Below are 20,325 nucleotides of genomic sequence, written 5' to 3' on the forward strand. Positions count from 1 at the left end.
AATACATTAGAAGGGATTTCCTATTATTTCCGTCCGTTTTTCATTATAAATGTCGCACACTAATAGTAACAAACGGCGATGGGGGAGTTCCATGATTCAAGAGTTTTTACCGCTTAATCAACCGATGAAAGAGCAAATAATTCGTTCATTACACGACATTACGGAGGAGGCGGAAGCAATCCGCCAATCGTTAATGATGGATGAGTGCTGTATATTGTCGCGTTTAGAAACATTGCAAAAGCATATCTTGGATGTACAAACAGCGGCCGCTTCTTTTTATTTGCATTCTTATTTAGCGGAATATACGCCGCATTATGACGATTTGTCCCTTGCGGCAAAACATTTGGCGGAACGCCGTCATGGTGCTCTCATCGTTATTGAGCGAAAGGATTCGCTGGATCATTTATTGCATCATGGTGTTCCTATTGGGGCAAAGGTTTCACATACGTTGTTAGAAACGATTTTTTATCCAGGCAATCCGCTTCATGATGGGGGAGCGTTAATCCGTTATGACGAAATTGTATCGGCAGGCAATATTTTGCCGCTTGCCGAGCATGTGACACCGAAGCGGAAATTAGGTACCCGCCATCGCGCCGCAATTGGGTTAACAGAGCGAAGTGATGCGCTTGTAATCGTCGTCTCCGAAGAAACCGGCGCCATCTCGTTTGCTATTAACGGACGATTATACGTACTGCGTCCATGAAAGGAGTGAGAAAGATGGAATTTGTACCAAGAAGCGTGATTATCCATGAGTTTATTGACACGTTGCAGCCGTTGATGGATGTTTATCATTTGGACCAAGTCGGCATTTTCGAAGAAGAAGGCGCAGGAAACAAGTATTACATCGGCTATACGATCAACAAAGATGATAAAATGATTGTCCTTCATATGCCATTTGTCAAAAATGAACGCGGCGAGCTGGCATTGGAAAAACAAGAATGGACAGTACGGAAAGACGGGCATGAACAAAAAGGGTATCAATTTCTGCAGGAAGCGATGGACGATATTAGCAATAGACGATAACGAAGACGATCTATGCCACATGGCAAGATCGTCTTCGTTTTTGTGAAGAAAAAAGGAAAATGAAACGATCATCGAGAAATAAAAATGGACGGCGCATGATGAAACAGAAAGGAAAAAACGTATGATCCGGGAGATAGACATAGCGGCAGGCGAATGGGCGGAAGCGGTGCTGCGCCTTCAATTGCGTTCTTACGCTGTCGAGGCGCGGCTGATCGGATTTCCCGACCTTCCGCCATTGCAAGATACAGTCGCAACGTTACGACGGTGCGGAGAACGGTTTTTTGGATATATAAAGCAGGAACAGCTGGCAGGAGCGATTTCCTACGAGCGGACAGAAAAGACCATTCATATTTGCCGCTTGATGGTGGATCCTGACTTTTTCCGGCAAGGGATTGCAAGTGCGCTGATCGAATTTGTCTGTCGTAAAGAGCGGGATGCTCACGAAATCATCGTGATGACAGGAAGCGCGAACACACCGGCGCTTCTTCTATATGAACGTCACGGTTTTTGTGAAGTCGAACAAATGAGGATGCCGGAAGGAATTTCTCTTACGAAGCTTGTGAAACGGCTGGCATGAGGGGGATAGGATAATAAGACAAATCATCATGCTTGCGGGCGGCGGATTTTCGATGGGGCCGGAAAATTCGTTGTTAGATTGGTATATTTTGAGACAAGCAAAAAAGGAGCATTTTAGCTGCCAGCTATCGAGCTGGCGCGAAAGAACGATCAAGGAGTCGAAGAAATCGAGATGGAAACGATGTATTTAGGGAGAGAAGAGGGAGCTGGTATGAGTGAATATTCGATAGTGAAATTGTGTATGATGCCGATTTTGGACATACGGATCCGTTGGCGATTTTACCAAACGGCATCCACGCTGAACTGAAAGCAGCCGATGAAGGGAGCATAGCATTCCGCTTGCTTGTGCCAGCGGTAGAACAATAAGAAACAACATGAACGGGGGAATGAAAATGGTGACATTATATTTAACAAGGCACGGAGAAACCGAGTGGAACATCGAGAAACGGATGCAAGGATGGCAGGACTCACCGCTGACGGAAAAGGGCCGGCAAGACGCGATGCGGCTTGGAAAACGGTTAGAAGCGGTCGACTTGACCGCGATTTACGCCAGCACAAGCGGACGCGCGCTCGAAACTGCCCAGTTGATTCGAGGCGAGCGGCTTATTCCGATTTATACAGAGGAACAGCTGCGGGAGATTCACCTCGGCGACTGGGAAGGAAAGACCCATGAGGAAATCAAAGAGATGGATCCCGTCGCTTTTGACCATTTTTGGAATCATCCGCATTTATACACACCACGGCGAGGCGAGCGGTTTATCGATGTCCAAAACCGAGCGTTTGCCGCCATTGAGCGAATCATCAAACGCCACCCTGAAGGAAACGTTTTAATTGTTACGCATGGGGTGGTGTTAAAGACGGTCATCGCTCGTTTCAAAAACACGCCGTTAAAAGAGCTTTGGGCTCCTCCGTATATGCACGGCACCAGCGTAACGACTGTGCGGGTGAACGATGGGAAGTTTGAACTGCTTTCAGAAGGCGATGTGTCGCATTTGGAAGAAGTAAGGAAAGTATAATTGGCCATATCCCGCTCCTTTGTTTTCGCAAAGGAGCGGGTGTATGGTTAAATGCAGCGAAAAGACATTTTTTATCCAGCAAAATGTAATTGGAAGCGTAGTTTCCTCAGGAATAAGCAATATATTCGTTTCCGAATTGGTTCATTTATTAGGCACGATGGAAGATTATATGGAAAAAATGATTCTTTCTCTTAAACAATTAATGGCTTCTTCAGCGTTTAAAATGACCGATTGGAAACAAAACGGCCTATTTTCTGTAATTAAATTGCTTTTGAATGGTAAATTTCGTTCATCGGCCTCGACGGCAAAGAAATATATTGAGGTCAGCAAAAAAGGTGGGCGTTTACTTGATCCAATCTGGACAGATTTAGCTGAAAATTTTGTTACGTTCAAACGTTTTCTGCATTTTCTATGCGATCACGACGTGTGGAAAATACATAATTCATCATCTAACCCACGAGTATTTACATATTTTATGTAGTTATTACGTCGGAAACTGATTGAATGGAAGCGATTATCGTATTTAACGGCGAGGGGAAATTTGACAGGACGATGGGTAAACTAACTTGATTAATAGAAAACCATAAAGTTACAATCACACGCAAAAATCCCCGTTTCCTGAAAACACGGAAACGGGGATTTTTCATACAAAGCCAAACCATTTGGCAAGGTGGGCGGTAAGAAACGTGACAGCAATAGCGATGCTTGTAGGAAGTGCAAAAGCGACAAACGTCCATTTTTTGCTTTTCGTTTCTTTGTAAATATTAACGAGCGTGGTGCCACACGGATAATGAAGCAAGGAAAACAGCATCATATTGAGCGCGGTCAGCCATGTCCAGCCGTGGTCGACGAGAATTTGTTTGAGTGAGTGCAGACCATCGACTTCCGTCAAGGAACCAGTCGATAAATACCCCATTAATAAAATCGGCAGGACGATTTCATTGGCGGGCAATCCTAAAATAAAAGCCATTAAAATGTAGCCATCGAGTCCAAGCGCTCTAGCAAAAGGATCAAGCCAATCAGCGATATAGGCGAGGACAGTCGTATCACCGATATGAATATTTCCGAGCACCCATGTGATGACCCCGGCCGGAGCGGCAACCACAACGGCCCGTTTCAGCACGTAAATCGATTTGTCTAATGTAGCGCGAACAATCGTATCCCATATTTTTGGACGACGATACGGCGGAAGTTCTAATGTGTAATGGGTGGGGATGCCGCGGAGCGCCGTTTTCGATAGCACCCATGAGACCGTAAGTGTAACAACGATGCCAAACAGCACCATCGCGACGACGACACTAGCGGTGACGAATGTTTTCCATCCACCTGTATAGCTTGCCGCCATAAATAGAGAAGATAGCAAAATCAATGTCGGCCACCGTCCGTTGCAAGGGACGAAATTGTTCGTCAAAATCGCCAACATTCGTTCGCGCGGCGATTCAATGATGCGCGTTGACATAATAGCCGCGGCGTTGCATCCGAATCCCATCGCCATCGTGAGCGATTGTTTTCCGTGCGCTCCTGCTTTTTTAAACAAGCGATCCATATTGAAAGCGACACGCGGGAGATATCCATAGTTTTCTAGCAATGCAAAAATTGGAAAGAAAATCGCCATCGGCGGAAGCATCACGCTGACGACCCAAGCAGTGCCTCGATATAACCCTAACACAAGCAACCCGTGCAGCCAGTCAGGGGCATGCAGCGCTTGAAAGAAAAGGGTAAGATATCCTTCAAGCCATCCGAAAAAGTCTGCTAACATGCCAGATGGAATATTCGCGCCTGCAATCGTGATATAAATAACGACCGCAAGCATCGCAAGCATGATCGGAAATCCCCATAATTTTGAAGTAAAAATGCGGTCTAGCTTTTCCGTTTCGTATTGTTTTGCTTGATTCGTATAGGTAACCGTTTCATTGCAAATCGCTTGGGAGGTGCGAAAAATAGCCGATACGATTTGTTCGCGCGTATCCGCAGGCGCCAGTGCTCGCGCTTCATTCATCAGCTCTTCAAACGGACTTTGCGGTATCGTGGCATGCATATATAGACACCTCCTTTACGGATGGAAGCGGTTGTTGTTGGAGAGCCTGAAGCAAAGACATATCTCCGTCAAGCAATCGAAGCGCGACCCAGCGGGCAGGGTACGCATCGCCAATAACCTCTTTCACGCGTGGAATGAGCTTTTCGATGCATTGTTCAATTTCTGGACTGTACCGGACGGCAATCGGGTTTGTTTTGATTTTTCCGCGCACCATCGAATCGATTGTCTTTAATAACGTGTCGATTCCTTCTTTATTGCGCGCGGAAATCGGAACGACCGGCACTCCTAATGTTGCCGCTAGTTTCTCGGTATCGATGCGGATTCCTTTCTTTTTCGCTTCGTCCATTAGGTTCACACAGACGATGACGCTGCTTGTCATCTCCAACACTTGCAAAGCAAGATTTAAATTTCGTTCCAAAGCGGTAGCATCGAGTACCACTATCGTAACATCGGGTTTTTCAAAAATAATAAAATCTCGTGCCACTTCTTCATCCGCCGAATTCGAATAAAGCGAATAGGTTCCGGGCAAATCGATCATTTTATAGCGGTTGTTATTGTACGTAAAAAATCCTTCCGCATGAACGACCGTTTTTCCCGGCCAATTTCCGGTATGCTGGCGCAATCCGGTCAAAACGTTAAACAATGTGCTTTTTCCTGTGTTCGGATTTCCCGCAAGTGCGATTGTATATTCATTTGTGGACATCGCGTATCCTCTCCCCATAAATATGGTCACTTTCTTCTTTCCGCAATGCAATCGTTGTGTTGCTGACACGATATGCGGTTGGGTCTCCCAGTGGGCTTTTTTGCAGAACGCTTATTTCGCATCCTGGGACAAATCCTAAGTCAAGCAATCTTCGTTTCATTGTTCCATCTTGTATGTCAAGCTTCACAATACGGAAACGTTCTCCTTCTTCTGCCTCGGATAGGCGCTGCAATTTTACTGAAGGCATAATAGTTTCCTCCTTATCAATAAATTGCGTTAAGGTTATAATTTTGCACTAAACCAAATTTTATTTTTTATCTTATTCCGCCTTCTTTGTTTTGTCAATCATTTTGTTTTTTGGTTTTACGACGAATTTTTTCATTATCTTCACACAGTTCGTTTTCTGCTTTTGTATTCTCAATAATAAGAAAAGATGATATTATATAAATAGTCTAAATTTTCAATCTAAAAATAGGTGGGAGAGGGGTGAATTCTGCGTTTTTTGCGCAGATGAATATGAAAGCGATTACGGATGGGACGGTATTATGGACGCCGACAGAGGAACATATTCAACGATCGAATATTAAGCGCTATATGAATTGGTTAAAGGAAAAAAAGGGTCTGTCATTTGAAACACATCGACAATTATGGAGTTGGTCCGTTGAACAGCTAGAAGAATTTTGGGAATCGGTGTGGGAGTATTGCAAGGTGAAATCGGCGACTCCTTACCGTTGCGTTTTAGAAGAGCGGAAAATGCCGGGAGCGAAATGGTTTCCAGGTGCGACGTTAAATTATGCGGAGCACGTATTTCGAAACGAGCGATCCGATCGCCCAGCGCTTCTTTTCCGTTCCGAGCGCGTGCCTTATCGTGAAGTGGCTTGGAAAGAGCTGAAAGAAAAAACGGCGGCGGTCGCAAACGCGCTCAAAAAAATCGGAGTCAAACCAGGAGACCGAGTGGTGGCATATATGCCAAACATTCCGGAAACCGTCATCGCCTTCTTAGCGTGCGCCAGCATTGGGGCGATTTGGTCGAGCTGTTCTCCGGATTTTGGCGCAAGCAGCGTCATTGACCGATTCCAGCAAATTGAACCGGTTGTGCTTTTTGCGATTGACGGATGCCAATATGGCGGCAAAGAGTTTGATAAACGTCCTATTGTCGACGAATTGCGGGAAAAATTGCCGTCGCTCAAAAAAACGATTTTGCTTCCATATTTGCGGGAAGACGTACAAGCACCGGATGATTCCGTTTTATTATGGGATGATATCATTCGGGAAAAAGCGGAACTCACTTACGAATACGTTCCGTTTGACCATCCGCTTTGGATTTTGTATTCCTCCGGTACAACAGGATTGCCGAAGCCAATCGTTCAAGGGCATGGCGGTATTTTGCTCGAACATTTAAAGTCGCTCTTGATTGAAGAAAATTTGACAAAGGAAAGCACATTTTTCTGGTTTACGACAACAGGATGGATGATGTGGAATTTTCTCATCGGCGGATTGTTAGTCGGAGCGTCGGTCGTGCTTTATGACGGGAGTCCGACGTATCCGGATGGAAACGTGTTATGGGAGCTGGCGGAAAAGGCGCGCATTACCCATTTCGGAACAAGCGCAGCATTTATTAACGTTTGTATGAAGCTTGGCATTAAACCAAAAGAATTGTATGATTTTTCCGATTTACAAGCGGTTCTTTCAACAGGTTCGCCGCTGACGACGGAAGGATTTGCTTGGGTATACGAAAACGTGAAAGACGATATTTGCCTAGTTTCGTGCAGCGGCGGGACGGACGTATGCACCGCTTTCGTTGCCGGTTCGCCAATCTTGCCAGTTCGTGCGGGGATCATCCAATGCCGTTCGTTAGGGGCTAATGTACAAGCATTTGATGAAAATGGAAATCGTTTAATTAATGAAGTGGGAGAGCTAGTCATTACCGACCCAATGCCATCGATGCCGCTGTTTTTCTGGAATGATCCAAATTATGAGCGATATTTGGACAGCTATTTCGATACGTATCCAGGAATTTGGAAGCACGGGGATTGGATTAAAATCGACGAAGAAGGCGGATGCGTCATTTACGGGCGTTCTGATTCAACGATTAATCGCGCCGGCGTCCGCATGGGAACAAGTGAAATTTACCGCGCTGTTGAAGCACTCGATGAAGTGCTCGAAAGTTTGATCATCGATTTAGAACTGATGGGAAGAAAATCGTTTATGCCGTTGTTTGTCGTACTTCAGCCAGGAGCGGCATTAGATGAGGAGCTAAAGGAGAAAATCAAAAACGAAATTCGCCAAAAAGTATCGCCGCGCTTTGTTCCAGATGAAATTTACCAAGTCGAGCAAATTCCAAAAACGTTAAACGGAAAGAAAATGGAAATTCCAATTCGCAAGCTGCTGCTCGGATTCCCGCTCGAAAAAGCGGTCAATCCTGGATCGATGGCGAATCCGGAGGCGCTACAGTTTTTTATTGAATTATCAAAGCAGCTAACAAACAGCAAACAGGATAGTTTGTCTAATCATTAATCGTATTTCGCAAAGGGCTGAGCCAAAGAGTTTTGGACCAGCCCTTTCTGTTTGGTTGGAAAAGTAGTTTAAGAGTTCTGGATTGCGTAAATAGAATGCTAGTTCATGTTGTTGGTTGACAGTTATAACGAAAATGATTATCATTTTTATTGGCTGTGATTTTCATTATCTTTAGAGGGGGACAACGAGATGTTGACGAGAAAAAGAAGTATCGTATTCATGCTGATCCTGGTTCTCGTTCTCGCAATGATGAGCGCTTGCGGGAATCAGAAAGACAATACAGCATCGGAAAAGGAACCCAAGACAGAAGAAAGTGCAACGAAAACATTTACGATGGCGAACGGGAAAAAAGTCAAAATTCCCGCTCATCCAAAACGGGTGGTAATGCCATATGAATTTTTAGGAAACGCGCTGGCGCTTGGGGTGAAACCAGTTGGCGTCACGCAGGCAGTTATGGAGAACCCGTACATAAAAGAACAAGCAAAAGGGATTGAAAACGTCGGCAATCCGATTTCCCTAGAAAAAGTTGTTGAATTAAATCCAGATTTAATTATTGTATATTTAGAAGACCAATACAAACAGCTATCGAAAATCGCTCCGACTGTTTTAGTTCCTTTTGGCCATTATAAAAGCATCCAAGAAGAAATGCGGGTATTTGGCGAGCTTTTTGGCAAGCAAAAGGAAGCGGAGCAATGGATTCAACAATTTGATAAGAAGGCGGCAGCCGCCCGTGAAAAAATTAAAGGCGTCATTGGCGAAAATGAGACCGTTGGCATTTATAAACTGCAAGGAAAAGATTTTTATGCCATCGGCGACAATTTTGGCCATGCTGGTCAAATTATTTATAACGCTTTGCAGCTGACACCGCCAGAAAAAATTAAACAAGAAGTGATTCAAGGTCCGCAATGGAAATTGATTTCGTTAGAGGCGTTGCCTGACTATGCCGCTGATCACATGTTTTGGACGGTATATAAAATGGACGGAACCGAACAGGCGGAAAAAGAGCTGAAAAACAGCGCAATTTGGAAAAACTTAAATGCGGTTAAAAACCATCATGTTTATGAAATGAAGATCGAAGACATTTGGTTTTCTGATGCCATTTCACTTGAACATCAGCTCGACCTTGTTGTCGATACATTGCTTTCTGCAAATCAAAAGTAGGGTGGAATGATGGTAAGGAGAGGAAAGATGGAAATAGAGAAAAGAGAGAAACATATAAAACGATCATCGCGTTCGTGGGCGGCAATATTGGTGCTAGTCGTTGGACTAAGCGCCATTCTTTTTAGCATCGCCCTGTCCATTTCGGTCGGTGCGGCGGATATCCGTTTAACGACAGTATGGGACGCAGTTTTTCATTACGATTCGCGGCAAACCGCCCATGCAATTATCCGTGATTTGCGCCTTCCTCGTTCCCTTGCGGATGTGCTTGTCGGAGCTAGTTTTGCGGTGGCGGGCGCCATCATGCAAGGAATGACGAGAAATCCGCTTGCTGATGCGGGGTTGTTAGGATTGAATGCCGGTTCGACATTGATGGTAGCGATTTGTTTTGCGTTTTTTCCTGGACTTTCTTATCAATCACTCATCATATGGTCGTTTTTCGGAGCGGCGGCAGCAGCCGGTATGGTGTATGGAGTCAGTGCGCTCTCAAGAGGCGGCGTTACTCCGATTCGCCTAGTGTTGGCGGGCGCGGCGGTAAGCGCATTGTTTACCTCGCTTAGTGAAGGAATCGCCATTCATTTTCAGCTTAGTCAAGAATTGGCGTTTTGGTATGCCGGCGGTGTCGCCGGGGTGAAGTGGAGCCAGCTGAAGCTTTTGGCGCCGTGGATTGTTGCGGCCTTAGCGGCGGCTTTATTATTGTCCCGGTCCATCACCATATTAAGTTTCGGGGAGGAAGTTGCGACCGGATTAGGTCAGAAAACAAAGATCGTCAAACTAATGGGAGCGATGATCGTACTTGTGCTTGCCGGCGGAGCGGTGTCCGCTGTCGGTCCAATCGGGTTTGTCGGTCTTGTCGTTCCGCATCTGGCCCGCTTTTTTGTTGGCGTCGATTATCGTTTGGTTATTCCATGTTCCGCGGTGCTCGGCAGTTTGTTAATGCTTTGGGCGGACATCGGTGCTAGAATGATTCATCCGCCATATGAAACGCCGATTGGCGTGTTGTTCGCTTTAATTGGTGTGCCGTTTTTCCTTTATGTTTCCCGCAAGCGGAAGGGGGAATTTGCATGAAACGCCGCGCTATTGTTATTACTGCCCTTTTTTTTCTTTTGCTTTTTGTGGTTATCATCAGTTTGAATACCGGAGCAAGCAAAATGTCTCCATTAGAAGTGGCAAAAACGTTTGCTGGCATGGGCACAGCGAAGCAGGAGTTAATTTTATTTGAATTTCGTCTTCCCCGCATATTGATTGCGATACTAGCAGGGGCTGGGCTGGCGTTGTCCGGATGCATTATACAGACGATATCGCGCAATCCGCTTGCCGACCCTGGTCTTTTAGGCATTTCGACCGGAGCGGGTGTAATGGTCGTATTATATCTTTCGTTGTTTCCAACGGGTACGGATGGCCCTGCATTATTTCTTCCTTTTCTTGCTTTTATTGGAGGTGCGTTGGCGGCGGCGCTTGTGTTTGGCTTGTCCTATGAAAAACAAGAAGGGCTGCTTCCCGGACGTCTCGTTTTAACAGGAGTGGCGGTCGCCGCTGGATTAAGTGCGCTCATGACGGTGCTGTCGCTTCGGCTTAGCAGAGAACTGTATCAATTTGCGGCAGTTTGGCTGACGGGAAGCATTTGGGGAGCGGCATGGGAATATGTATGGGCGCTTTTGCCGTGGATTCTCGTGTTGTTTGCCTTCGTTTATTACAAAGCGCGCGTGCTCGACGCGTTATCATTTGACGAAGCCACCGCAACAGGACTCGGCGTTTCAGTGGCAAAAGAACAAATTCAATTATTGGCGGCAGCTGTCGCATTAGCGGCCGCTTCGGTATCAATCAGCGGAGGAATTGGTTTTATCGGGTTAATTGCCCCACATTTGGCACGAAGATTAATCGGCGTACATCATGTTTATGTACTGCCGGCGTCCGCACTGCTTGGCGCGTGTTTGCTGCTGGGGGCGGATACGGTCGGACGAGCAATTTTGCAGCCATCGGAAATTCATGCAGGCATCGTCGTCGCCATCATTGGGGCGCCATATTTTTTATATGTATTGGCGCGTTCTGCACGTTAAAGGCAGGCTTCAAAACGAAGCCTGCTTTTTTGTTTGCGTATTTCTAATTGCTTAATATATATAAAAATAATGTAAGGACAAAACTTCTTGGCATCAGTTGGAGGAAAAGCGATGATTCACGTTAAGCATTTACATAAATCATTTCGCGTGCATGTCCGGCAAGCGGGCTGGCTTGAGGCGGTCCGCAGCTTGTTGAACCGTGAATATCGGATTGTAGAAGCGGTCAAAGATATTTCGTTTACGATTCAAAAAGGAGAGATTGTTGGGTTTCTAGGTCCGAATGGGGCGGGAAAGACGACGACGATGAAAATGCTCGCGGGACTCCTTCACCCTACATCGGGAGAAATTACGGTTGGCGGCTTTGTGCCATTTGAACAAAAAGCGGAATTTAAAAAGATGATGAGTTTAGTGATGGGGCAAAAAAGTCAGCTTATTTGGGATATCCCGCCGATGGAAACATTTTTGGTGAACAAAGCGATTTATGAGATTGACGATCGAACATTTCGGCAAACATTAGACGAATTAGTGGAATTGTTGGAGCTAGAGCCGTTACTAGACAAACCGACCCGCAATTTGTCGCTCGGGCAACGGATGCGCTGTGAACTTGCGGCGGCGCTGCTGCATCGTCCGCAAGTATTGTTTTTAGACGAGCCGACCATTGGTCTTGATGTCCATACACAGGAAAAGGTGCGCCGTTTTATCGTTGATTACAATCGCGAGCATGAAACGACGATTTTGCTGACGTCGCATTATATGGGGGATGTGACGGCGCTGTGCGATCGCGTCATGATTATCAATTACGGAAAGCTGATCTATGATGGAGAGTTAACGGTGCTGACGGAGAAACTCGCTCCATACAAGCGGCTTGAAGTTCGCTTTGCCAAACTTCCTGACGTGCGCTGGGAAGACTACGGAGAGGTTGTGGAAATCGAAGATGGAAATGTGGTATTGCGGGTGGCGAGGGAGAAAGTAGCAGAGGTGTCGGCCCACTTTTTGCAGCATTTCCACGTGCATGATATTAACATTCAAGATCCGCCAATGGAAGAAGTGATTACGCGCGCGTTTCAGGAGGGATTGAATGCATGATTCGTAAATACATCGCCCTTCTTCGCATGAAATATGTCGAAATGTTAGCCTATCGCCTCGCAACGATTGTTTGGATGACAGGAGCGATTGTCCAACCGCTCATTACGATGGTCGTCTGGATGAATATCGACCCGTCCCAATCGGACGCGTTCATTTTTTATTTTATGGCCGTTATTTTCGTAGAGCGCATGACGAGCGCGTGGGACGTTTGGGAACTCGACCATGAGATTCGCGATGGGACATTTTCCAACTATATTATTCGCCCGCTCCATCCGATTCATTGGGCCATTGCGGAAAACATCGTTTATAAGGTGTTGTTTCTCGTCATATTAGTGCCGATATGGACGGTGGCAGCGCTGTTTGTGCCCGCGCTTCGCTTTGACGTGACAGGCGGACAGTCGCTTCTGTTTTTGACGGCGGTGCTAGTTGGCGCGGCGCTTCGCTTTTTGCTCAGTTATGCTTGCGGCCTGCTTGGTTTTTGGATTACGAAAGTAACGGCAGTATATAGTTTGCTCGAAGTAATTTCTTTGTTTTTGTCAGGGCGGATTGCGCCGTTGTCGATGTTGCCGCCGCTATTGCAGCAGTGGAGCGTCTTTTTGCCGTTTCGCTATATGATTGGCTTTCCGATTGACATTATTACAGGAGCGATAAATCAAAAAGAAATAATGACCGGTTTTTGGATTGCGTTCATTTGGGTTGTTTTGTTTATTATTGCCGTGCAATGGTTATGGAAAGCCGGATTAAAGAAAAATCAAGCGGTAGGTGGGTGAAAATGCGGAGATATGCGCGGATTTTTCGCGAATTTTTCCGAACGTGTTTCGTCGAAGAACTGGAATATCGAAGCGAGTTTCTCGGCAATTTGCTGTCCAGCTTTTTTGGAATAGGGATTGCGATTTTAACGGTAAATATCTTTTTTTATCAAACTGATCAATTAGCGGGCTGGACATATGCTGATGTGCTTGTCTTGCTCGGCGTCTTTAATACGCTCAGAGGGCTGATTGATTTTGCGCTTCGCCCGAATATGCCGCGCTTATTAGAACATGTCCGAAAAGGGACATTGGACTATATTTTGACAAAACCAGTCGACAGCATGTTTTATGTCAGCTTTCGTCATTTAGTGTTTTGGCGGCTGATTGATGTTTTGCTTGGTCTTGGAGTCATCGGCTACGGATTAGTAGAAAAGCATTATATTCCGTCACTAGTGGATGTGGCCGTTTTTATCATGACGATCGCTGCTTCATTTGTGTTAATTTATTCGTTATGGATGATGTTGATGACGACATCGTTTTGGGTCATCCGCATTGATGATTTATCGTTTATTTTTGATTCGTTTTTTGAAACAGCAAGATTTCCGATCGGCATGTACCGCGGCTGGGTGCGCATCGTGCTGACATATGTACTGCCTGCCGCAGTGATCACGAATATGCCTGCATTGTCGCTGTTAGGGAAGTGGAACATTGTTACCGCGCTGATATCCGTTGTGCTCGCTGGCGTCTTTTTATGGCTGTCGCGCCGTTTTTGGCGTTTTGCGCTTCGCTTTTATACGAGCGCAAGTAGTTAAGGAGGAAAAGCCCTCCTTTTTATTTTTTGAAAACCTAGTTGACTTTTACGTAAACGTAAATTAAAATAAAATTCAGAAAATTAAAACAACAGAAGGGGATAACATGCGTTACTTCACGATTTCTCAGCTGGCACAAGAATTTGATATCAGCACGCGGACGATTCGCTATTATGAAGAGCGCGGGTTGATTGCCCCGATTCGAACGGAATCGGGGCAGCGGCTGTACACCAAAAAGGAGCGCGCGAAATTAAAGCTGATTTTGCGCGGCAAGCGCTTTGGATTTTCCCTTGAGGAAATTCACGAAATGATTTCACTTTTTGATCAAGATCGTACAGGGCGGAAACAACTAGAAAAAACGATTGAATACGGAAGGCAAAAAATAAAGGAGGTGAGCGAGCGGATCGACGATCTCATGCAGCTGAAAGCGGAGATGGAAGCGATGCTAGTGGATTTTGAAAATCGATTGCGCGAATTGGAGGGATTGGATGGATGAACATTTCGGAACTGCTCGCCCGCAATGCGAGAAATTTTCCGGGTAAAACTGCGATCATTGACGGGGACATAGAGCTTTCATACGTGGAAGTCGACCGAATGGTTAACCGATTGGCTTCATCGCTTTCCCGACTTGGCATTCGTCAAGGCGATAAAGTCATTTTGTATATGCCGAATACGAAAGAATTTGTGTTTGCGTACTTTGCCGTGCTTCGCCTTGGCGCCATTGTCGTTCCGATCAACGCCCGATTAACTGCTGCGGAAGTAAAATATATTATGGATCATAGTGAGGCAAAAGCTGTGATTGCGCATGATTGGATTTATCAAGAACTTGCCTCGCTTGTTGGACATGACGATGCCATTTGGATCAAGACAGGCGAAGCGAAGGATGGCTGGACGTCCCTATCTGAACTTATTGCAGCCGGAGAGCCGGAAACAATTGTCTGCCCGTTAAAGGAAGACGACGAAGCAACGATTTTATACACGTCAGGAACAACAGGAAAGCCCAAAGGAGTACTGTTTACGTATCGCAACATTTTTGCCGTTGCTACAATGATGGTTATTGAAACGAAGATGGATCGGCATAGCCGGATTTTGCATATGATGCCTCTCAGTCATTCCGCACCGTTGCATCTGTTTTTTGTCGGCGGCACATATGTTGGAGCCACTCACGTACTTGCACCAACGTTTTCTTCAGAAGCATTACTCCAGCTAGTCGAGCAGCATGAAATAACCCATTTCTTTGGCGCACCTATCGCTTATTTACTGGCCGCAAAGCATCCGCGTCTGCATGAATACGACCTTTCTTCTGTACGCTATTGGACGTATGGTGGAGCGCCGCTTTCGCGAAACGAAGTTTTGTTTATCGCCAGCAAGTTTCGTACTGATCGGCTTATGTGTTTATACGGTCTAACTGAAGCAGGACCGAACGGAACGTACTTGTCGCCGGAAGAGCACGCTGCAAAAGCTGGCAGCGTCGGCAAATACGCCGCTCTCCATTGCGAAGTAAAAATCGTTGATGATCACGGGAAGGAAGTGCCGACTGGGAAAATCGGCGAGATTGTGCTGCGCGGGGAAAGCGTGATGAAAGGTTACTATAAAGACGAAGAAAAGACGAAGGAAACGATTAAAAATGGCTGGTTATACACAGGCGATTTAGCCCGCAGCGACGAAGACGGCTATATTTGGGTAGTCGACCGGAAAAAAGATATGATTATTTCCGGTGGAGTGAACATTTATCCGAAAGAAATCGAAGATGTGCTGCGCACACATCCAGCCATTGCCGATGTCGCTGTTGTAGGCGTTCCGCATCCGGAATGGGGAGAAACGGCAAAAGCATTCGTAGTTGTGTCCCAGCCGCTCGAAAATCTTGCAGATGAATGTAAACGTTTTCTTAAAGGAAAAATCGCGGATTATAAAATTCCCCGCTTATTTGAACAGATTGATGAACTTCCGCGCAACGCGACAGGAAAAGTATTAAAACAAGTGTTAAGGGGGAAGCACGATGAGACAGCTGCGCGACATTGATCCAAATTTACTCGCCAACTTGAAAAAGCATCTAGATGAGGAGCTGTATGCCTATGCCGAAGAAAAGCTGGAACAGTTTTGGCGGTTTTGCATGACCGATGTTGACCGCCGCGCGGTACACACGGATCGGGAAGGACAGCCACGCCTCATCAAATATGACCGCTTTGGTAACGATATTTCCGAAGTGTGGGTGAATGAGGGCTACCAGCAGACTGCGAAACAAACGTATGAAACGGGCATTGTCGGTTATCTTCATAAACCGATCCCCGAACTTGGCCGAAAAGGAAATTACATCTATTCGTACGCGCAAGGCTATATTTTATCGCAAGTAGAGCCAGGTTTTTACTGCCCGGTGACATTAACGATGGCCACAGCATATTTGTTGGAGCATTTTGCTGATGAGGATTTGAAAAAGAAATATTTGCCGCATGTTATTTCAACAGGGGAAGTTGAATTGTACGAAGGTGCAACGTTTTTAACGGAACGGCAGGGCGGTTCGGATGTCGGAGCAAATGCCGTGCGTGCCGTTCCATGCGGCGATCATTACAAGCTGTACGGCGAAAAATACTTTGCAAGCAACGCAGGAAGATGCGGCGTTGCGACTGTGCTAGCGCGCATTGACGGAAGTGAACCGGGAACGAAAGGGCTTAGCTTATTTCTCGTTCCATGGCGCAACGAAGATGGGACGTTGAACGGCATACAAATCCGCCGTTTGAAAGATAAACTAGGAGTGCGCGCCGTTCCATCAGCGGAAGTCGTTTTTGAAGGCGCGAAGGCGTATGTCATCGGCGATCCGAAAAAAGGATTCTACTATATGATGGAAGCGTTAAACTTATCGCGCGTCTGCAATGCGGTCGCTTCCATCGGCATTATGAAACGGGCGTTAGAAGAAGCGAAACAGTATGCCGCCAATCGCACCGCTTTCGGTCATACATTGACATCCTATCCGATGGTAAGGGAAACGTTAGCTAATTTAACGGCTAGACAAGAGGTGCAGACAAGCGCATGCTTTGAACTTATTTCCTTTTTTGACCGCGTCATGACTGCGCCGCAGGAAGCGACGGAAGTAGAAAAAGCGTGGAATCGCCTGCTTATTGCCCTATTGAAAATGCGCACTGCCGAAGAAGCGATTGCATTCGCCCACGAAGCGATCGAAATGCATGGCGGCAACGGCTATATTGAAGATTTCGTGACACCGCGCTTGCTTCGTGACGCCCAAGTGTTAACCGTATGGGAAGGAACAGCCAATATTTTAGGATTGGAAGTGTTGCGATTAATGCGCAAATACCGCATACATGAAACATTTATTGCGAAAATGAATGAAGCCATTGCAGCACTTTCTACCAATGTGCAGCCGTTGGCGGAGCCTGTAAAAATTGGTCTGACTGAACTCATTCAGGCGTTGAAGCAGATAAGCGGACAACCGGATGGCGTGCAAACATACCATGCGAAAAAAATTGCCAACCGTTTATGCGATATTTATTTAAGCGTTGTCGCACTCGAGCGCGCAGAGGAAAATGAACGGAATCATCTTATCGCCCGCCTCTTTTTACAACACATTTGGGATCATCGTTTATTGGATGGCGATATGCTTTCTGTCCGCTATTTTGAGAGGATTATCAACGCTAGTCAATTGCCTGTTCAATAATATAGTGAAGAAAACAGAGCCGTTTATTATGGCTCTGTTTTATTTGTTATCATCAAGTTAATTGCTGCGTATGGAAACATGTTTGATTAACAAGAATGATTCTCATCCAAAAGAAAACGTGTTGAACTGCAATATAGAGGCGGTGTGATTGCACCATGGTATCGAAAAGTGATCGGTGCAATCGATGGGAACCAAGGCTAATCTACGACCTCAAGACTCTTTAGTTGCCAAATCCACCCGCATTGGATAATATCTTAAGTCTAAAGAAGAAGTTTTAGAAAGGGGAATTTCATGGCGGAACATTCATCCATCACTTCTTTATTAATTGTAGTAGTCGTCGCATTTTTGACGCCAATTTTATTGCATCGTTTACGGCTGCAGGCGATCCCGGTTGTTGTGGCGGAGATTATCGCAGGCATTATGATTGGTAAGACAGGGTTTGATATTGTAAAACCTGATATGTGGATTGAAACATTATCGACATTAGGATTGTTGTTTTTAATGTTTTTAAGCGGCTTGGAGATTGACTTTTCCGCGTTTGCGCGCAAACCGAAAGCGAGCAAGAAAGAGAAGGAGCCGAATCCATTTGTCGCCGCGTCGATCATCTTTATGGCGATATTCGTTTTATCGTACGGACTTTCTTATTTGTTTGTTTTAACCGGATTTATGGATAACGCGTTTTTAATGACATTGATTATTTCGACGATTTCTCTCGGCGTCGTTGTTCCAACGTTAAAAGATGCCAATTTAATGAAAACGACGATTGGGCAAACGATTTTGTTAGTCGCGGTCATTGCTGATTTGGTGACGATGATTTTGTTGGCCGTATTTGTTTCCATGAATGAGCCAGAACATGAAAGTACATGGCTGATTCTTGGATTGTTTGCATTCGGTGTTCTCTTTTATTTTGTTGGTAAATATTTTAAAAAACGTTCATTTGTTGAAACAATGGCAAAAGGAACAGTACAAATCGGCACACGTGCGGTATTTACGCTCATCATTGTGCTCGTCGCTTTATCGGAAACGTTTGGAGCGGAAAATATTTTAGGAGCATTTTTAGCAGGCGTGCTCGTTTCGCTATTATCGCCGAATAAAGATTTAGTGCATAAATTAGATTCATTTGGATATGGGTTTTTCATTCCCATCTTTTTCGTGATGGTTGGAGTGAATTTAGACTTACGCGCATTGTTGGCAGAGCCGAAAATTTTAACGCTTCTTCCACTTTTACTGCTTGCGCTCGTTGTTTCCAAACTGATACCTGTTTCAATTCTAAAAATTTGGTATGATACGAAAACAACAGTCGCGTCGGGATTTTTGCTTGTGTCTACGTTGTCGCTTGTCATCGCGGCAGCAACGATCGCAGAACGTATTAATGTTATCGACGAGAATATGAAAGGCGCGCTGATTTTAGTGGCTGTTATATCCAGTATCGTTTCACCGATTGTCTTCAAAAAGCTGTATGCAAAGCCGGACGATAACGAGGAAAAAATAAACATTTCGTTTGTTGGCACCAACCAATTTACGCTGTCAGTCGCAAGGGTATTAAACAAACAGCGCTACGATGTAACGCTATATCATATTCGGCAAGAAAAAATAGAACTGCCTGTTTCCGATCACGTTTTTCCGATTGTCGATATCGAAGACTATTCGCTAGAAACGCTTGAAAAACACGGAGCGTTTACGGCGGACATTTTAGTTGCGCTGACAGGAAACGAAGAGATTAACGCAAGTGTCGCATTAGCCGCGAAAGAACGTGGAATCGAGCGGGTGATTGCTTTGGCGGAAACACCGAAGCAGGTCGAACGGCTGAAAGCAGAAGGAATCGAAATCATGTCCGCCTTATTATCGACAACGGCGATGCTGCAAGCGTTCATCGAATCACCAAGAGTGGCGCGGATGTTTATAAACAAGGATGCGACACTGCATGAAATTACGATGAATAACAATGAATATGATGGAATCCCGCTCCGCCGCTTTCCGTTTATGGGAGATTGCATTATCGTACGGATCTTCCGTGAAAATGAATCGATTGTCCCGCATGGGGATACAAAGCTGCATAAGGACGATCGCCTAATTGTCACCGGATCAAATGAGTATGTTGCCGAGCTTAGGGAGCTGTTGGAATAGTAGCGCATCTGTTACGAGAGATCGACTGACAATGAGATATAGAAAATGAATACAATGTTCCTCGCTTAGCCAATATGGTGGAGCGGGGATTATTTGCAGGGTGAATTTTTACTATTCTTAATATAATAAGGCGGGAAGAGGAATGGAACTACAGCTAGAACAGCACAGACGGACGTGGAAATGGCGGCTTCCGGCACTGATGAAAAGTTTTGAATGTATCCGGGTGAATATGCGGCGAAAGTATTGGCATTTTTGCAGCAATTGCGGAAGGAGAGCGACAATGAAGCGAGTTGATGTGGTGTATGTGCTTCTATACGATGAAGTGGAACAAAAGGTATTAATGGTGTACAACAAACGAGGAACATGGTCGCTTCCTGGCGGGGGAGTGGAGAAAGGAGAAACGTTGCGGGAAGCGGCGATTCGCGAGGTAAAAGAGGAAACGGGATATGACGTGGATGTTCATGATATCGTTGCCCTTAATGAAGCGTTTATGGACGGTAATCATGTCTTTTTTATTACGTTTCGTGGAACGATTGTTCATGCGCCTGTGGTAATAAGTAAGGATGAAAACATCATAGACGTTCAATGGGTGGACATCGAAACAGCAGAACAACGGATGCCGTATCATCCAAATGGGATTCGCGCTTTTCTCCGACCAACAAGCGGTGCACAATATACGATTCAACAGTAAGTAAAATAAGTTGAATAAAACTTTTTCTTGACATGAAAAATATATGGATGATTATAATAGTGAATAAATTATGCCGTTCATTCGTTCATTGATAAACAGCCA

The 20,325-nt window shown here is 45.4% G+C and carries 21 protein-coding genes; 18 read left to right on the plus strand and 3 right to left on the minus strand.

Annotated elements, in window-relative coordinates:
- Positions 1–91 precede the first annotated feature (91 nt).
- From cdaS to QSJ37_RS00380, 6 genes are all read left to right on the plus strand, one after another.
- Positions 92–703, plus strand: coding sequence for a sporulation-specific diadenylate cyclase CdaS (gene cdaS, locus QSJ37_RS00350; RefSeq protein ID WP_285752614.1), 612 nt, complete (start codon positions 92–94; stop codon positions 701–703).
- A gap of 14 nt (positions 704–717) precedes the next feature.
- A complete protein-coding gene (locus tag QSJ37_RS00355; RefSeq protein ID WP_285752616.1) occupies positions 718–1,023 on the plus strand; it encodes a DUF5634 family protein in 306 nt (101 codons plus the stop codon).
- Positions 1,024–1,144: 121 nt separating this feature from the next.
- Positions 1,145–1,600 (plus strand): GNAT family N-acetyltransferase, encoded by a 456-nt coding sequence (locus QSJ37_RS00360; protein WP_285752618.1) that lies wholly within the window; start codon positions 1,145–1,147, stop codon positions 1,598–1,600.
- Between the two features lie 236 nt (positions 1,601–1,836).
- Positions 1,837–1,965 (plus strand): peptidase U61, encoded by a 129-nt coding sequence (locus tag QSJ37_RS00370; RefSeq protein WP_285752621.1) that lies wholly within the window; start codon positions 1,837–1,839, stop codon positions 1,963–1,965.
- 26 nt (positions 1,966–1,991) lie between these two features.
- The gene (locus QSJ37_RS00375; RefSeq protein ID WP_285752623.1) at positions 1,992–2,615 is read left to right on the plus strand and encodes a histidine phosphatase family protein; all 624 of its coding nucleotides are present in this window, start codon (positions 1,992–1,994) and stop codon (positions 2,613–2,615) included.
- A gap of 169 nt (positions 2,616–2,784) precedes the next feature.
- Positions 2,785–3,096, plus strand: coding sequence for a hypothetical protein (locus QSJ37_RS00380; RefSeq protein WP_285752625.1), 312 nt, complete (start codon positions 2,785–2,787; stop codon positions 3,094–3,096).
- Positions 3,097–3,258: 162 nt separating this feature from the next.
- Here the strand turns inward: QSJ37_RS00380 and QSJ37_RS00385 are convergent, their stop codons facing one another.
- The 3 genes from QSJ37_RS00385 to QSJ37_RS00395 are packed head-to-tail and all read right to left on the minus strand — an operon-like array spanning position 3,259 to position 5,603.
- On the minus strand, positions 3,259–4,614 hold the full coding sequence (locus QSJ37_RS00385) for a nucleoside recognition domain-containing protein (protein ID WP_285754704.1): 1,356 nt from the start codon (positions 4,612–4,614) through the stop codon (positions 3,259–3,261).
- A gap of 7 nt (positions 4,615–4,621) precedes the next feature.
- On the minus strand, positions 4,622–5,356 hold the full coding sequence (locus QSJ37_RS00390) for a FeoB small GTPase domain-containing protein (RefSeq protein ID WP_062677948.1): 735 nt from the start codon (positions 5,354–5,356) through the stop codon (positions 4,622–4,624).
- Positions 5,343–5,603 (minus strand): FeoA family protein, encoded by a 261-nt coding sequence (locus tag QSJ37_RS00395; RefSeq protein WP_062677947.1) that lies wholly within the window; start codon positions 5,601–5,603, stop codon positions 5,343–5,345. The genes QSJ37_RS00390 and QSJ37_RS00395 overlap by 14 nt, the downstream gene beginning before the upstream one ends.
- Before the next feature lie 269 nt (positions 5,604–5,872).
- On the opposite strand from QSJ37_RS00395, the gene QSJ37_RS00400 reads away from it, so the two are divergent.
- The 12 genes from QSJ37_RS00400 to QSJ37_RS00455 all read left to right on the plus strand — a co-directional run bounded on the left by QSJ37_RS00400 (position 5,873) and on the right by QSJ37_RS00455 (position 20,223).
- Positions 5,873–7,873 carry an acetoacetate--CoA ligase gene (locus QSJ37_RS00400; protein ID WP_285754705.1) on the plus strand — a complete coding sequence of 667 codons (2,001 nt, stop codon included), beginning with the start codon at positions 5,873–5,875 and terminating at the stop codon, positions 7,871–7,873.
- Between the two features lie 189 nt (positions 7,874–8,062).
- On the plus strand, positions 8,063–9,034 hold the full coding sequence (locus QSJ37_RS00405) for an iron-hydroxamate ABC transporter substrate-binding protein (protein WP_285752629.1): 972 nt from the start codon (positions 8,063–8,065) through the stop codon (positions 9,032–9,034).
- Positions 9,035–9,061: 27 nt separating this feature from the next.
- On the plus strand, positions 9,062–10,099 hold the full coding sequence (locus QSJ37_RS00410) for a FecCD family ABC transporter permease (protein WP_285752631.1): 1,038 nt from the start codon (positions 9,062–9,064) through the stop codon (positions 10,097–10,099).
- Positions 10,096–11,091 carry a FecCD family ABC transporter permease gene (locus tag QSJ37_RS00415; RefSeq protein WP_285752634.1) on the plus strand — a complete coding sequence of 332 codons (996 nt, stop codon included), beginning with the start codon at positions 10,096–10,098 and terminating at the stop codon, positions 11,089–11,091. Before QSJ37_RS00410 ends, QSJ37_RS00415 begins: the two co-directional genes overlap by 4 nt.
- Before the next feature lie 111 nt (positions 11,092–11,202).
- Positions 11,203–12,177 (plus strand): ABC transporter ATP-binding protein, encoded by a 975-nt coding sequence (locus tag QSJ37_RS00420; RefSeq protein ID WP_285752636.1) that lies wholly within the window; start codon positions 11,203–11,205, stop codon positions 12,175–12,177.
- Positions 12,174–12,947, plus strand: a complete 774-nt coding sequence (locus tag QSJ37_RS00425; protein WP_285752638.1) for an ABC transporter permease — start codon at positions 12,174–12,176, stop codon at positions 12,945–12,947. Before QSJ37_RS00420 ends, QSJ37_RS00425 begins: the two co-directional genes overlap by 4 nt.
- A gap of 2 nt (positions 12,948–12,949) precedes the next feature.
- On the plus strand, positions 12,950–13,738 hold the full coding sequence (locus QSJ37_RS00430) for an ABC transporter permease (protein ID WP_015864129.1): 789 nt from the start codon (positions 12,950–12,952) through the stop codon (positions 13,736–13,738).
- Between the two features lie 103 nt (positions 13,739–13,841).
- Entirely contained in the window at positions 13,842–14,231 is a 390-nt protein-coding gene (locus tag QSJ37_RS00435; protein WP_285752641.1) for a MerR family transcriptional regulator, read from the plus strand.
- On the plus strand, positions 14,228–15,757 hold the full coding sequence (locus QSJ37_RS00440; protein WP_285752643.1) for a class I adenylate-forming enzyme family protein: 1,530 nt from the start codon (positions 14,228–14,230) through the stop codon (positions 15,755–15,757). The genes QSJ37_RS00435 and QSJ37_RS00440 overlap by 4 nt, the downstream gene beginning before the upstream one ends.
- Entirely contained in the window at positions 15,735–17,405 is a 1,671-nt protein-coding gene (locus QSJ37_RS00445; protein ID WP_285752646.1) for an acyl-CoA dehydrogenase family protein, read from the plus strand. Before QSJ37_RS00440 ends, QSJ37_RS00445 begins: the two co-directional genes overlap by 23 nt.
- A gap of 291 nt (positions 17,406–17,696) precedes the next feature.
- Positions 17,697–19,532: a monovalent cation:proton antiporter family protein gene (locus QSJ37_RS00450; RefSeq protein WP_285752648.1), complete on the plus strand. Its 1,836-nt coding sequence runs from the start codon at positions 17,697–17,699 to the stop codon at positions 19,530–19,532.
- Between the two features lie 142 nt (positions 19,533–19,674).
- On the plus strand, positions 19,675–20,223 hold the full coding sequence (locus QSJ37_RS00455; RefSeq protein ID WP_285752650.1) for an NUDIX hydrolase: 549 nt from the start codon (positions 19,675–19,677) through the stop codon (positions 20,221–20,223).
- The last annotated feature ends 102 nt before the right edge of the window (positions 20,224–20,325 follow it).

The sequence above is a fragment of the Parageobacillus sp. G301 genome (genome assembly GCF_030268025.1).
GTDB classification, from domain to species: Bacteria; Bacillota; Bacilli; order Bacillales; family Anoxybacillaceae; genus Parageobacillus_B; species Parageobacillus_B toebii.